Genomic DNA, 12,916 nt, shown 5'->3' with positions numbered 1-12,916 from the left:
AGTGAGCACAACCCTAGAACAACTGTTTTCCCAATTCAGCAGCGCAGCACAGGCGGCCCGGGATCAGCAGGACAAATGGCTGATCATTGATCCCGTCTACGAACACCTGGAGACACTGCAGGACGCCGCACTGGAGCAGGTCCTGCCCCATATCCTGGCGCTGATCGAAACCTATCCCGAACTGGACTACGGCGGCCCCGGTCCGTTCGGCAGCCTGATCGAGGAGCACCCCATGGCCTCCTACACCCCAGCCTTGCTGGCGTCGCTGGAGCGCCAACCCAGCGTGCAGGTGATAGGCTGGCTGGACCGCACCATGCGCGTGGACGAGGACTTCCAGCGCAATGATCCGAACCCGGTCGGATCCGCCGAATTTGCCGCTGTGCTGCGCAAGATCGTCGATTCGCCATTGGCCTCGGACGACTGCAAGGAGTTCGCGCAGATCTGTCTCAAGGATCTATAAGAACGAGCTTGCGATCTCTACGCAGCCGCGTTGGAGCGCAATCGGGATGAGTTCGAAGCGGTGGCTCGCCGCTTGCACCGGGGTGCAAGCAAGGGCCAGCGCGCAGAAATCGCCCGATTTCGCTCCAACCCTTCGGGACAGTGTCTTTGCGGACGTCCGGTCAGGGGCGGTCTGCGGCGTTGCCTCGCCGTCCGCGCAAATCCTCGCAACAGCAGAGCTATTGCTGCGGTATCGCGCGCAGGGTGCCGCCCCCTGGCATCCCATCCCGCAAAGCCTCTGTCGCGGCGCGAGGAGATCGCAAGCACGTTCTAAAGGCCCGGTGCGGGCCTGGCGCCCGCGTCGGGCTAAAATCCGCTGTTCTGAGAGGTTTTACACATATGTCTTTCTTCCGCCGCCCCGACTACCGTTCCGACACCACCAACTTCATCAACGACCTGAAGCAGCAAAAGCCCGAGCTGGACAAGCAACAGCAAGCCGGTCGCGCCCTGCTGTGGGACAAGGACGTGAACTATGAAGTCTGGGAAGATCTGCGCGCCGGTCGCGTGGAACAACAGCCCTACGTGTACCAGACCAACCACTCCTGATCTTTTCGATGAAATCAGCCTCAAGCGCTTACTCATCAAGCGCGCTCAGCTCTGCAATCCATAGCAGACCATGAGCGAGGCTGAAGAACAGACCCTGTTGCCGGGCCAGAACCCGGACGCTTCTGATCCGTCGCCTTCGGTCGTCGATCAGGTGGCCCTGGCACGCCTGTACGGCGAGCCGCTGTTTGCGCTCCCCCAGGATCTCTATATCCCGCCCGATGCGCTGGAAGTCTTTCTCGAAGCCTTTGAAGGCCCGCTGGACTTGCTGCTCTACCTGATCCGCAAGCAGAACTTCAATATCCTCGACATCCCCATGCTGGACGTGACGCGCCAGTACATGACCTATGTGGACGAGGTGCGCAGCCGCAATCTGGAGCTGGCAGCCGAATATCTGCTGATGGCGGCCATGCTCATCGAGATCAAGTCGCGCATGCTGCTGCCGCCCAAGAAGCAGGAGGACGGCGAAGAAGCCGAGGATCCGCGCGCCGAGCTGGTGCGCCGCCTGCTCGAATACGAGCAGATGAAGCTGGCCGCCCAGCAACTGGGACAGCTGCCCACCTACGGGCGCGACTTTCTCAAGGCCACGGTCTATATCGAGCAAAGCCTGCAACCGCGCTTTCCGGATGTGGAAATCGGCGAGCTGCAAGCCGCCTGGCGCGACATCCTCAAGCGCGCCAAGCTGGTGCAAAGCCACAAGATCACGCGCGAAGAGCTGTCGGTGCGCGAGTACATGAGCCAGATCCTCAAGCAGCTGCAGGGTCAGCGTTTTGTGGAGTTCGAGCGCATCTTCAATCCGGAAAAAGGCTCGACCGTGCTGGTCGTCACCTTTATCGCCATGCTGGAGCTGGCCAAGGAAACGCTGATCGAAATCACCCAGGCCGAAGCCTACGCGCCCATTTATGTGCGCCTGGCCTATACCCCGGTGTGAGGCCGGAGAACAGTTGCAGGGCCTCGGCCTTGTAACCCTATGGCCCACCAGAAGTTCAGCAAGGGCTTACATTCGCATCCTGGGCTGCAGCACGCCAGCCTCCTGTTCCACCGCGCCTTGACGCGACACACACGACATGACATACAGCGTCAAAGAAATTTTCTACACCTTGCAAGGCGAAGGCGGCCAGGCCGGCATGCCAGCCGTGTTCTGCCGCTTTGCGGGCTGCAATCTGTGGACCGGCCGTGAGCAGGACAGGCCCAAGGCCATCTGCCAGTTCTGCGACACCGATTTTGTCGGAACCGACGGCACGCTGGGCGGCAAGTTCGCCACGGCCGATGAACTGGCCGAGCGCATTCTGGGCCAGTGGCCCGCCGACGACAGCCGGCACCGCATGGTGGTGTTGACGGGCGGCGAGCCTTTGCTGCAGGTCGACCAGGCCCTGATCTCAGCCCTGCATATGCGCGGTTTTCGTATCTCGGTGGAAAGCAATGGCACGGTGGCCGCACCCGAAGGCATAGACTGGCTGTGCATCAGCCCCAAGGCCGGTGCGGACTGGATTCAGCGCAGCGGGCAGGAGCTCAAGCTGGTCTGGCCTCAGCCCACGTTCGATCTGGCGGCCATTGAAGCCAGCACCGAGTTCCAGCACTATTTTCTGCAGCCCATGGACAACGCCCAGCAGGGCAGCAATATTGCCGCCTGTATCGCGCAATGCATGCAGCGCCCCGGCTGGCGCCTGAGCCTGCAAACCCACAAGCTCACGGGAATTAGATGACCCCCCTGAGTCGCTTCGCGCCTTCCCCCCGGGGGGACGACGGCCTTTGCTGCGGGGCGGCCCTTGCTGGCCGTGCGCCATGGGGTTCGTTCCCAGCTCAAAGGCCGAAGGCAATGCTCAGCGCCACCGATCACTGATATGCAGTTCACCGTTCACCAGCGTTTTTTCTTCGATGCCGCCCACACGCTGGAGCGCGCTATCGAGACCGAGGGCAGCCGCCGTATTCACGGCCACACTTATTGGGCGGAAGTCAGCGTGAGAGGCCCGCGCAATCCGGACAACGGCATGGTCATCGACCTCGGCCACCTGCGCGCGCGCCTGGAGTTGCTGCGCGATCAACTAGACCATCACTTTCTCGATGAAGTGCCGGGCCTGGGCAAGCCCACGCTGGAAAACCTCTGTCTCTTCATCGCCAATGCCCTGGCCGATCTTGAGCCCGCGCCCAGCCGCATCCGCGTCTGGCGCGACAGCATCGGCGACGGTTGCGTGCTCGATCTGTCCTGAAGACAGCCGCCGCATAAGCCCCGAAACACCCCCCAAAAAAAAGCCCCGCTATTGCGGGGCCAGCTTGCTGAGAGTCAGACGGCTTCCCCACCAGGAGGCCTAACTCGGCAAGATCATCAGGCAGCAGAGTGCGGCAGCCGCCACAGCTCTTTGCTGCCCATGCTCTTAGAAATTGTGGCGCAGGCCGATTTCGTAGCCCGTCAGGCTCTTGCCCACAGCGGGTGTAGGGCTCAGCGACGAACCCAGCTTGCGGGAAGCCTTGTCGTCGTTGCTCATGCGTGCCACGGCCGCATAGATTTCGGTGCGCTTGGACAGCTTGTAGCCATAGCCCAGGGCAAGACGCTGGGAGTCCGCATCGCTTTGCTTCTTGTCCTTGTACCAGGTATAGGCTGCGCGCAGTTCGCCGGCGCCCAGAGGCATCTTCACGCCCAGGCTGTACAGATCGACACGCTTGCCGTTGCCGCGGTCGGACGCGATCAGCAGCATGGGAGTGACAACGCCGAAGTTGTAGGAAGCGCCCAGATTCATGGTCTTGTAGTCCACGCCAGCGGCAGCCGTGCCGCCGCGGGCGATGCCGTAGGCTGCGGCAACGTTCAGGGGACCGTTGGCATAGCCCAGACGCAAGCCGGTGGAGCTGGCCAGGCTGTGGTCGTCGGCCTGCTCGCCGAAGCTGTGGGTCAGCTGACCGTAGACGCCACCCAGCTTGGGCAGCAGATAGCTGATGGCATTGGAGTTGCGCTTGGGGTTGGAGCCTTCGGAGGTGCCTGCAGCCGAGCCGCTGATCAGGTTATGGCCGTTGATGGCGCCCATGCCGGTGTCGCCAAAGGCATGGAAGGTTTCCAGGTTCTGGTAGGCGGGGGTCTTGTCGCGACCCAGGCGGACTTCACCGAAGTTGCCCAGCAGGCTAACGGTGGAGCGGCGATCGAACTTGAAACCGGAAGCCGTGCCGTCGTCCACGCTCAGGCTGCCCTCCAGCCAGAAATCGGCCTTCATGCCGCCGCCCAGATCTTCCACGCCGCGAAAGCCCAGACGGCTGCTGGAGTTGCCGCCGTTGGCCAGGCCGGAAACGCTTTTGCCGGTCGTGGAGATATGGGCCACCGACACGTCGGCCACGCCAAAGACGGTCACGCTGGATTGAGCCAGGGCACCGGCGGAAACGGTCAGGGCGGCAAGGGCGAGAAGAGTTCGTTTCATGCTGTTCACTTGTTTGTAGAAATGAGAAAGCCCATGCAGTACGGAAATGGCCTGCCTTGGACGGGCCCCGTCTGGGACTGAAGTCATTAAACAAAGTGAAAATGAAACATTAGTTACAACCCTTAAATTCTCAACAAAACAACAATCTCAACCACAATCGTCACATCGTCCTACATCAGCGGTTGGCAGAACTATCGACATCGAGAATGCGCAGGCGCCGCATTTCCCTGTCAATGCCCTCAATGAACTACATGGGTTTTACCGATCGCATTTAGACTTGCGTGATTTTTCGCAAGCACAGGCCTGCCCCATTTCAGCAACGCGCAAAGCGCCCCAGAGAGACAACCATGTTCCGCACCCTGCTCAAATCCAAGATCCACCGCGTCAAGACCACGCAATGCGAGCTGCACTACGAAGGCTCCTGCGCCATCGACGAGGATCTGCTGGATGCCGCCAACATTGCTGAAAACGAACAGGTCCATATCTGGAATATCGACAACGGAGAGCGCTTCGTGACCTACGCCATCAAGGGCGAGCGCGGCTCGGGCATGATTTCCGTCAACGGTTCGGCCGCTCGCCGCGCCAGCGTGGGCGATCTGCTCATCATTGCCGCCTTTGCCCAGGTTCATGAAAGCGATGTGGCCGAGCACCAGCCCCAGCTGGTCTTTGTGGACGACAGCAACAAACAGGTCGAGCTGCGCCACAAAGTGCCCACCCAGATGCTGTAAAAACGGCTTTTGCCTCCAACACCGAGCGAGAGAACTCCATGCCTCATCTGCATATTGAATACACCGACAACCTGACCGGCCTGAACGAGCGCGAACTGATGCGCGACATCAACGCTGTGGTCTGCTCCCATCCCACCGTTCTCGATGAAGCCGATGTGAAGGCCCGTATTGCCCGCCTGAACATGGACCATGTCTATATCGGCACCCAGCCCGAAAAGCGCGGCTTTGTCCATGTACACCTGCAGCTGATGGCAGGCCGCAGCACCGAAGCCAAGAAGCAGATGTCGGACGGCATCGCCGAAGTCCTGAGCCGCCTCGTGCCCCAGCCTGCCGATGTGATGGTGCAGCTGAGCGTGGACGTATCCGATATGGACAAGGCCACCTACTTCAAGGGTCGCCTGTAAGTCCTTCACGACTCCCGCAACAGCGCCCGCAGCCCATGCTTGCGGGCGTTGCTGTTTCAGGGACATCGGCCTGAATAAAAATCGCCTTGCCTTCTCCAAAGGCACAAACAGCTCTTGAATCATGAGCAGACCTGACTCTCGCCCCCGCTGCCCCCACTGTCACCGAGCACTGCGCACCTGCATCTGCTCGCTGGCCCAGGCGGTCGCGCATCAGGCCGAAGTGCTGATCCTCATGCATCCCATGGAATTGCATGAAGCCAAGGGCACGGGGCATTTGCTGCATCTGTGTCTGCCGCATAGTCGGGTCATGGTGGGCGAGGAATTCGATGCCGCCGAGCTGGAAGCGGCTCTCCATGGAAGCTGGGCCAGCTGGGCCGATACCGATGGTGCGCCACGCCACAGCCTGCTGCTCTACCCCGATACCGCAGAGCAGGATGCCGCCCTGGGGCTGGCTGCGGCCAGCCCCCTGCCTTTGCCCTGGCCGCAGCCGCCAGAGCGCTTTCGGCTGGTGGTCATCGACGGCACCTGGCGCAAAAGCCGCAAGATGCTCTATCTCAATCCTGCACTGCAAGCCCTGCCGCGCCTGCCCCTCCAAAATGTGGAGGACTCCGGCTACGCCATCCGCAAGGCCCATCTGCCAGGGCAGCTCTCCAGCTTCGAGGCAGCGGCCCAGGCCCTGGCACAGCTGCACAACTGGACCGCAGATGGGTCAGCCAATTCAACACTACATGAAGTCTTCAAGCAGTTTGTGGCGCAGCAAATGCAGCTGCGCCAACACAATCAGGCGCCCCAAAGGAGCGCCTGATGTTCAGCCATCAAACGGCTTTTCGACTCAGCGGTTATTGACCACCTGCTCAGGCACATCGGCAGGCTTGGCGGGATCGGTCACCACCAGAGCGGGGCCGCTGCGCTCGCTCTTGCCGCGCTTGCGCTCTGCTGCTCCATCGTCGGCGCTCAGGCTGTCGCGGGTGTTTTTCTGCACGGCAATCGCACCGAACAGGGCCAGCGCAAAAGCCATGGCATAGAAACCTTTTTCGCTGAGCTGCAACGTGGCGTTGAAGAGACCTGTGCCCAGAAGCAGCACCGCGATGATCAGCGCCACCCAGCTGATGCCGTAGTAAATGCCGGTCACGGCAACGCCTTCGAGCTTGTCGCGCACGGTTTTCTGCAGCGAGATGGCCGAGTACATGCCCAGCACCAGCACGGCAAAGTAAAAGCCTTTCTCGTTGAGCTGCATGGCTGCATTCCACAGCCCGGCCATGAAGGCTACGACACCCAGCAGCAAGGCGGCCCAGGATGCGCCGACAAAGGCTGTTGAAGGCTTGTGGCTGGTGACGGCTTGAGAGTTCATGAGCTTGTCTCGAAAGTTGTGGTGAACGGATAGTAGAAAATCCATTCTCTCAAGCCAAGAGTTTCTTCACAAGGTATCGCCAGAAGATACCCAAAGAGCTGTTTTTACTCACCAGGCGCTGGGCTTGGGTTGCAAGCATGCTTACATATGCCCTGAGCTACAACCATTGCCAGGCCATCGCGCGCAGGCTCTGGGCCTCAGTCCTCATCCTCGACTTCGTCCCCATCCATGGCGGCATTGAGCTCCTCCTGGACATGGGGCGGCATGCCGTCTTCCCAGCCATGCTCGTCGACATAGGCATAGATATCGGGTTGCTCGCCGGGCACGGCCTGCAGCATGATGGCCGGAATCTGCCATTTGGCTTCATCGCCCTTGACGGCTTCGCTGGTCCAGTCATAGCCAGGATGCTTTTCATTGCCCGTGGGCGAGGCCAGATCGTTGGCCGGATCCCAGCCAATGGTGGCCGGAGCAAGATTGCCCTGTTCAAAGCGCTGGCTCAGTGCCTGCACACGGGCCCAGCCTGAGCGGTTGATGCTGGGGACCTTGTCCTGCGAAGCATAGTGCTGGAAGTAGCCCGGCTGCTGATACCAGTACAAGGCCTTGGCAACGGCCGGCTCCAGCTTGGGATGCTTGCTGATCCAGTCGGGTAGCGCGCTGCCGTTGTCGTAGTTCATGGTGGTGACCACGGCCAGCCACTGAAGGGGCGTGGCAGTGGCCAGGAATTCCTTCATCAGGTCCAGATACAGGGCATCAAAGTCGTCGTCATCCATGGCTGAGACTCCTCCAGGTTGCTTACGTCAGCACAATAACAAACCAGGCCTAGGCGATCAAACGAGCATCCAGCCAGCCACGCAGGCTATTGATAAAGGCCCAGCCGCTGGCATGACGCGCCTGCTCCAGCGTCACCACCTGCTCCGTCAGCCGGCCTTGGGACAGGGCCAGTGCCCGCCCCACGCCCGGCAGCAGCCCGCATTGCAGCGGCGGGGTGACCCAGCGCCCATCCAGCTGCACGGCAATATTGCCGCGCGTGCCTTCGGTGATCTGACCGTCCTCGTTGAAAAGCACGATATCGAAAATGCCGGCGCTCTGGGGCTTGAAAGCGTCGTAATGCTGACGTACCGAGGTTTTGAAACGCACCACATCACTATGCGCCACCGCGTTTGCAATGGGTTGATGCGCCAGCTGCAGCGCCACCGGCTGGACCGAGGGCGGCAATGGCTCGGCCGTGATCTGCACTTCACCGGTGATCGAAAGCGCCAGCCGCACGCGCCAGTCGCCCATGGAATGCGTCTGACTGGCCATGCGCTCCATATCGGACTCCAGCTGCATCTGCATCAAGGGATAGCGAAAATGCTGTGCAGTAATCTGCAAGCGGGCCCAGTGCAAGGCCCAGTTCTGCCAGCGGCCATCCTTGAGCGCCAGGGTTTCGAGAATTTCAAGATTTGTGTTCATGCTCCAACACCTTGCTCAAGCACCTTTAGAAAAGCCTGCTTGTGCTGCCATTCCATCCATTCATCGGCCGCATTGGCGCTGGCCGTGATGCCGCTGCCTATGCCGCAGCTCAGGCGCCCATTCCTGAGCACCACTGTGCGAATGGGAACATTGAAAGTTGCATGAATACTCCCCGGCTTGGCCCCGGGTCGCACCACGCCCAGCGCACCGCAGTAGACACCACGAGGCTCGGGCTCCAGCTCGCGAATCAGGCGCATGGCCTGGCGCTTGGGCGCCCCGGTGATCGAGCCGCAAGGGAACAGCGCCCCGAATACATCCACCAGCCGCACATCCGGGCGCGTGCGTGCCACCACATCCGAGGTCATCTGCCAGACGGCCGGCAGTGCCTGGACCTGAAACAGCTGCGGCACTTTCACGCTGTACGGCACGGCTATGCGTGACAGATCGTTGCGCAGCAAGTCCACGATCATCACGTTCTCGGCCCGCTCCTTGGCCGACTCGCGCATGGTCTGCGCGGCCTTCGCATCGGCTTCGGGGGTCCTGCCGCGCGCCGCCGTGCCCTTCATGGGGCGGGTCAGAATCCGCTCGCCGTCCCAGTCGAAAAACAACTCCGGGGACAGCGACAGCACCTGCATGTCGCCGCTGTCGACCAGCGCCGCATAGCCTCCGGGCTGGGCCTGCTGCAGCCTTGCAAACAGCTCTTGGGCCAGGGCGGAAGTATCGGACTCTTTCTCCCCCGAAAGCTCTGCAGTCAAGGGGGCCGTGTAATTGATCTGATAGCAGTCGCCCGCCGCGATGGCCGCATGAATGCGCGCCACATGGGCATCGAACTGTTCGCGGCTCAGAGCCGTCTGCCAATGTATTGCCGCAGAAGGCACGGGCGGGTTCTGCCCGCAGGCAGCCAGCGGCCCACGATGCAGGCCGAACCAGACCAGCGGCTGGCCAGTGGAATTCCTATGCACGGCCTCGGCATAGGCGCGATCAAACCCGCTGGCCGCCTCATAGGCCAGCCAGCCCACGCACCACAGGCCTTGCTCGGCAGCCTGCTGCACGGCTTCCAGCACGGCAGGCACGTCCTCGGGCCGATACGCTTGCAAGACCTTCTCGGGCTCGCCAAAGCCATGCTGCAAACGGGCAACCCCCGTCTGCCAGGGAGCGGTGAAATCAAGAACGGTTTTCAAGTCAGATCACCTGCAAGCACACTATCAATATGCGCCGAATGCTATCAAACTTGCTATATCCATCAGCCTGGCATTGCCGGCATAAAAAAACGCGCTGAAGGAATCCCTCAGCGCGCATCCACCAATAGGCCACCTCTGTCGGGTGGCTAAGAGAGAACTCTGTTACTTGCCGCCCAGTTGCGACTGGTACTTGGCCACGGCAGCCGTGTAGGCGGGGCTGGCCAGCAGACGCTGGTATTCGGCATAAGCCTTGCGGTACTCGGTGCTGAACTCTGTTTCGACATAAGCCGCAGGCGTGGGCATATAACCCAGACCTGCACGCTGGTACATCTCAAGGTCGGCCATCACTTCGGCACGACTTTTGCTGGAGGTTACGGAAGTTTGGGGGAGGTCTTGAGCCATGGCAACCGCGGCGCTGGCGGTCAGCACAGCTGTGGTCAACAAACGGGTGAGGGAGCGCATTTTCAATCCTTTCAACGGCGCAGCGGCGGAAAGAAGACCTGCCGCGTGCTGCACGACTGAACTATGCGCCCGGCCCCCGCGAGCCGTCTGTGCGTTTTCTCACGCAAAAACTCATTTCACATTGCGAAAAATCAATGCGCTTCTTCGAGCAACAGCCGCAGGCCATCGACGCGGCAAAGACGCAGATTGCGCCCTTCACGTCTGAGCAGACCCAGGCGCGTGAGCCGCGACATCTCGCGTGCGACCTCTTCGCGGCTGGTGCCCAGCATCAAGGCCAGATCGTTCTGGCGCGGAGCCGGCGACAGCAGGGCCTCGTCGTTCTCGATTCCCGCCATCTCGGCCCGCTCCAGCAACTGGGCATGCAGGCGGCCTCGCACCGTGAGGGTTCCCAGGCTGACCACACGCCGCGCCAGCACCCCGGCCAGCTCGCTGAGCCGCTGGACCACGGCCCGCATGACCAGAACATCGCTCATGATCAATGCTTCGAGCTCGGCACTAGAAAGCGATGCCACCAGGCTTTCATGCGTGGCCTGCACCTGCACGGACACATGCTTGACCAGAGGCTTGGACGCGAAAGCACCAAAAAAGAAACCGGGCTCCAGATAACCCAGAATCATGGCCCGCCCGCTGGTGCTGTAGCTGCCGACACTGAGCTGGCCGTTGATCAGCATGTACATGCGCTCATCGGTATAGGCCCCGTGCAGCACCTGTCCCGACTCCAGCCGGTGCCAAAGGCATTGCCCCGCCAGCACGGACAGCCTCTCGTCGGACAGCGACTCCAGCCAGCTCACGCTGCGCAGCCCCTGCCAGGCCACGGCTGAAACAGGGGAAGAAACCGACGACAGCTGAGGCTCGACCATGGACATGAACAACCTTGTGCAAAAAGAAATGGAAGGCCGCAAAACGCAGGGCCATGCAATGCATGGCCACACAGCATAGTAAGGTGGCCGACAGCAGCCATACCCTTTTTCAACGTGGCGCTGCAGCGCAGCATCGCATAGACTCGCGGGCAAATTTGCCTGCAGGCTTTTCTGCGGGGCCCAGCCATAGACAAGACCAGGAGACATCCCATGACCGCTACCGGCACGCCTTACGGCACCATCCCCCCCTCTTCGCCCCAGCCCCAGCGCCGCCCCGTCAGCCTGCCGCGCCTGGCTCAGATGCGCGCGGCCGGTGAAAAAATCACCATGCTGACGGCCTATGACGCCACGTTTGCCGCAGTGGCCGACGCGGCCGGGGTGGAGTGCATCCTGGTCGGCGACTCGCTGGGCATGGTCTGCCAGGGCCTGCACAGCACCGTGGGCGTGACGCTTCAGGATATGGCCTATCACACGGCCAGCGTCACGCGCGGCCTGCATCGCGCCCAGGCCACAGCCTGGGTGATTGCCGACATGCCCTACGGCAGCTATGCAGAAAGTCCCGAGCAGGCCATGCGCAGCGCCTGCCAGCTGATGCAGGCCGGCGCCCATATGGTCAAGCTCGAAGGCGGTGGCTGGACCGCTCCCACCGTGCGCTTTCTCGTCGATCGCGGCGTGCCCGTCTGCGCCCACCTGGGACTGACACCGCAGACCGTGCATGCACTGGGCGGCTACCGCGTCCAGGGCAAGGACGAGCAGGCAGCGGCCACGCTGCGCCAGCATGCGCTGGAGCTGCAGGACGCCGGGGCCGCCATGCTGGTGCTGGAGATGGTGCCCGCAGCCCTGTCCGCCCAACTGACCGAAGAGCTGCCACTGTGCCACACCATAGGCATTGGCGCGGGCAATGGCACGGCCGGCCAGGTTCTGGTGCTGCACGACATGCTGGGCGTGAACCTGGGCAAGATGGCCAGGTTCGTGCACAACTTCATGGCCGATGCAGGCAGCGTCAAGGGCGCCATGGAGGCCTATGTGCAGGCCGTCAAGAATGGCAGCTTCCCCGACAATGCCCTGCACGCCTGGTAAGTCCGGGCTTTTGTTTTTGTTTTCCCACTGTTTGAGTCATGCAAATCGTTCACACCATCGCCGACCTGCGCGCTGCCCTGGCCGGTCGCGGCCGCCCTGCTTTTGTGCCCACCATGGGTAATCTGCACGAGGGCCATCTCTCCCTGGTGCGCCAGGCCCGCCAGCATGGCGATGTGACCGTGGCCAGCATCTTCGTGAACCGTCTGCAGTTTCTGCCTCACGAAGACTTCGACAGCTACCCGCGCACCTTCGATGCCGACTGCGCCAAGCTGGAAGCCGAGGGCTGCGACATCGTCTTCGCCCCCAGGGAGAAAGACCTCTACCCCGAACCGCAGACCTTCAAGATCCAGCCCGATGCGCAGCTGGCCGACATTCTGGAAGGGCACTTCCGCCCCGGCTTCTTCACCGGCGTCTGCACCGTGGTCATGAAGCTGTTCCAGGCCGTGTTTGCCACCACGGGCGGCGGCACGGCCGTTTTCGGGCAAAAGGACTATCAGCAGCTGATGGTGATCCGCCGCATGGTGCAGCAGTTCGCCCTGCCCATAGAGATCATCGGCTGCGCCACGGCGCGCGCCGACAGCGGCCTGGCACTGAGCTCGCGCAACGGCTACCTCAGCGATGAGCAGCGTGTGCAGGCCATGGCGCTGTCGCAGGCGCTCAAGGCACTGGCCGATGCCGCACGCCAGGGCGGCAATCTGGCCGATCTCGAAACGCAGGCCATGGCCGCGCTGCGTGCCAAGGGCTGGGAACCCGACTATCTGAGCGTGCGCCAGCGCAGCGATCTGCAAGCGCCTGCTGATGCGCGCAGCGGCGATCTGGTGGCCCTGGGCGCTGCACGCCTGGGCAGCACCCGGCTCATAGACAACCTGGAGTTCTAGCCCCTCTTAGGCGCTTTGTGGCGGGGCATGTGGGCAACGGGCGGCACACCCGCTGTGGCGCGGCCAACCCAGGAT

Annotated in this window: 17 protein-coding genes; 10 read left to right on the top strand and 7 right to left on the bottom strand. The window is 61.9% G+C overall.

The genetic code is table 11. The features are described from left to right. Position 1: 1 nt before the first annotated feature. From AAIL67_RS17790 to AAIL67_RS17770, 5 genes are all read left to right on the top strand, one after another. Positions 2-460: a hypothetical protein gene (locus tag AAIL67_RS17790; protein WP_343484490.1), complete on the top strand. Its 459-nt coding sequence runs from the start codon at positions 2-4 to the stop codon at positions 458-460. Positions 461-837: 377 nt separating this feature from the next. After that, positions 838-1,044 carry a DUF3460 family protein gene (locus AAIL67_RS17785; RefSeq protein WP_003051953.1) on the top strand — a complete coding sequence of 69 codons (207 nt, stop codon included), beginning with the start codon at positions 838-840 and terminating at the stop codon, positions 1,042-1,044. A gap of 70 nt (positions 1,045-1,114) precedes the next feature. Then, entirely contained in the window at positions 1,115-1,972 is an 858-nt protein-coding gene (locus AAIL67_RS17780) for a ScpA family protein (RefSeq protein ID WP_003065796.1), read from the top strand. 136 nt (positions 1,973-2,108) lie between these two features. Beyond that, positions 2,109-2,747 carry a 7-carboxy-7-deazaguanine synthase gene (queE, locus tag AAIL67_RS17775; protein ID WP_224648779.1) on the top strand — a complete coding sequence of 213 codons (639 nt, stop codon included), beginning with the start codon at positions 2,109-2,111 and terminating at the stop codon, positions 2,745-2,747. 138 nt (positions 2,748-2,885) lie between these two features. Continuing rightward, on the top strand, positions 2,886-3,251 hold the full coding sequence (locus AAIL67_RS17770) for a 6-carboxytetrahydropterin synthase (RefSeq protein WP_034391679.1): 366 nt from the start codon (positions 2,886-2,888) through the stop codon (positions 3,249-3,251). A gap of 165 nt (positions 3,252-3,416) precedes the next feature. On the opposite strand, the gene AAIL67_RS17765 is transcribed toward AAIL67_RS17770, so the two are convergent. Beyond that, entirely contained in the window at positions 3,417-4,445 is a 1,029-nt protein-coding gene (locus AAIL67_RS17765; protein ID WP_343484489.1) for a porin, read from the bottom strand. Positions 4,446-4,792: 347 nt separating this feature from the next. On the opposite strand from AAIL67_RS17765, the gene panD reads away from it, so the two are divergent. The 3 genes from panD to AAIL67_RS17750 all read left to right on the top strand — a co-directional run bounded on the left by panD (position 4,793) and on the right by AAIL67_RS17750 (position 6,382). Continuing rightward, a complete protein-coding gene (gene panD / locus AAIL67_RS17760; protein WP_003065787.1) occupies positions 4,793-5,173 on the top strand; it encodes an aspartate 1-decarboxylase in 381 nt (126 codons plus the stop codon). Between the two features lie 38 nt (positions 5,174-5,211). Then, positions 5,212-5,577: a 5-carboxymethyl-2-hydroxymuconate Delta-isomerase gene (locus AAIL67_RS17755; protein WP_034355716.1), complete on the top strand. Its 366-nt coding sequence runs from the start codon at positions 5,212-5,214 to the stop codon at positions 5,575-5,577. 121 nt (positions 5,578-5,698) lie between these two features. Further along, entirely contained in the window at positions 5,699-6,382 is a 684-nt protein-coding gene (locus tag AAIL67_RS17750) for a tRNA-uridine aminocarboxypropyltransferase (protein ID WP_224648781.1), read from the top strand. 27 nt (positions 6,383-6,409) lie between these two features. On the opposite strand, the gene yiaA is transcribed toward AAIL67_RS17750, so the two are convergent. The 6 genes from yiaA to AAIL67_RS17720 form a co-directional block, all read right to left on the bottom strand. Then, positions 6,410-6,928 (bottom strand): inner membrane protein YiaA, encoded by a 519-nt coding sequence (gene yiaA / locus AAIL67_RS17745; RefSeq protein WP_224648782.1) that lies wholly within the window; start codon positions 6,926-6,928, stop codon positions 6,410-6,412. 197 nt (positions 6,929-7,125) lie between these two features. After that, positions 7,126-7,698, bottom strand: a complete 573-nt coding sequence (locus tag AAIL67_RS17740; protein ID WP_003065778.1) for a DUF4274 domain-containing protein — start codon at positions 7,696-7,698, stop codon at positions 7,126-7,128. 49 nt (positions 7,699-7,747) lie between these two features. Next, complete coding sequence (locus AAIL67_RS17735; protein ID WP_034355724.1) at positions 7,748-8,380, bottom strand: aminotransferase class IV; 633 nt, start codon at positions 8,378-8,380, stop codon at positions 7,748-7,750. After that, positions 8,377-9,561 carry an aminodeoxychorismate synthase component I gene (pabB, locus tag AAIL67_RS17730; RefSeq protein WP_034377893.1) on the bottom strand — a complete coding sequence of 395 codons (1,185 nt, stop codon included), beginning with the start codon at positions 9,559-9,561 and terminating at the stop codon, positions 8,377-8,379. The genes AAIL67_RS17735 and pabB overlap by 4 nt, the downstream gene beginning before the upstream one ends. A 162-nt stretch (positions 9,562-9,723) precedes the next feature. Then, entirely contained in the window at positions 9,724-10,023 is a 300-nt protein-coding gene (locus AAIL67_RS17725; protein WP_343484488.1) for a DUF4148 domain-containing protein, read from the bottom strand. Positions 10,024-10,154: 131 nt separating this feature from the next. Next, complete coding sequence (locus tag AAIL67_RS17720; protein WP_034355733.1) at positions 10,155-10,889, bottom strand: Crp/Fnr family transcriptional regulator; 735 nt, start codon at positions 10,887-10,889, stop codon at positions 10,155-10,157. 204 nt (positions 10,890-11,093) lie between these two features. Between AAIL67_RS17720 and panB the strand changes: the two genes are divergently transcribed. Then, complete coding sequence (panB, locus tag AAIL67_RS17715) at positions 11,094-11,963, top strand: 3-methyl-2-oxobutanoate hydroxymethyltransferase (RefSeq protein ID WP_003065769.1); 870 nt, start codon at positions 11,094-11,096, stop codon at positions 11,961-11,963. A 38-nt stretch (positions 11,964-12,001) separates the two neighbouring features. Next, positions 12,002-12,841, top strand: a complete 840-nt coding sequence (gene panC / locus AAIL67_RS17710) for a pantoate--beta-alanine ligase (protein ID WP_343484487.1) — start codon at positions 12,002-12,004, stop codon at positions 12,839-12,841. Positions 12,842-12,916 lie beyond the last annotated feature (75 nt).

It is taken from the genome of Comamonas sp. A7-5, assembly GCF_039581385.1.
Lineage (GTDB): Bacteria > Pseudomonadota > Gammaproteobacteria > Burkholderiales > Burkholderiaceae_C > Comamonas > Comamonas thiooxydans.
This window is presented reverse-complemented; position numbering and strand designations above follow the sequence as displayed.

Bases quoted from the DNA above. Each gene is read 5' to 3' on its own strand.
- queE (WP_224648779.1), top strand. From the start codon at position 2,109: ATGACATACAGCGTCAAAGAAATTTTCTACACCTTGCAAGGCGAAGGC.
- yiaA (WP_224648782.1), bottom strand. From the start codon at position 6,928: ATGAACTCTCAAGCCGTCACCAGCCACAAGCCTTCAACAGCCTTTGTC.
- AAIL67_RS17725 (WP_343484488.1), bottom strand. From the start codon at position 10,023: ATGCGCTCCCTCACCCGTTTGTTGACCACAGCTGTGCTGACCGCCAGC.
- panB (WP_003065769.1), top strand. From the start codon at position 11,094: ATGACCGCTACCGGCACGCCTTACGGCACCATCCCCCCCTCTTCGCCC.
- panD (WP_003065787.1), top strand. From the start codon at position 4,793: ATGTTCCGCACCCTGCTCAAATCCAAGATCCACCGCGTCAAGACCACG.
- AAIL67_RS17765 (WP_343484489.1), bottom strand. From the start codon at position 4,445: ATGAAACGAACTCTTCTCGCCCTTGCCGCCCTGACCGTTTCCGCCGGT.
- AAIL67_RS17740 (WP_003065778.1), bottom strand. From the start codon at position 7,698: ATGGATGACGACGACTTTGATGCCCTGTATCTGGACCTGATGAAGGAA.
- AAIL67_RS17785 (WP_003051953.1), top strand. From the start codon at position 838: ATGTCTTTCTTCCGCCGCCCCGACTACCGTTCCGACACCACCAACTTC.
- panC (WP_343484487.1), top strand. From the start codon at position 12,002: ATGCAAATCGTTCACACCATCGCCGACCTGCGCGCTGCCCTGGCCGGT.
- AAIL67_RS17750 (WP_224648781.1), top strand. From the start codon at position 5,699: ATGAGCAGACCTGACTCTCGCCCCCGCTGCCCCCACTGTCACCGAGCA.
- AAIL67_RS17755 (WP_034355716.1), top strand. From the start codon at position 5,212: ATGCCTCATCTGCATATTGAATACACCGACAACCTGACCGGCCTGAAC.
- AAIL67_RS17720 (WP_034355733.1), bottom strand. From the start codon at position 10,889: ATGTCCATGGTCGAGCCTCAGCTGTCGTCGGTTTCTTCCCCTGTTTCA.
- AAIL67_RS17735 (WP_034355724.1), bottom strand. From the start codon at position 8,380: ATGAACACAAATCTTGAAATTCTCGAAACCCTGGCGCTCAAGGATGGC.
- AAIL67_RS17780 (WP_003065796.1), top strand. From the start codon at position 1,115: ATGAGCGAGGCTGAAGAACAGACCCTGTTGCCGGGCCAGAACCCGGAC.
- AAIL67_RS17770 (WP_034391679.1), top strand. From the start codon at position 2,886: ATGCAGTTCACCGTTCACCAGCGTTTTTTCTTCGATGCCGCCCACACG.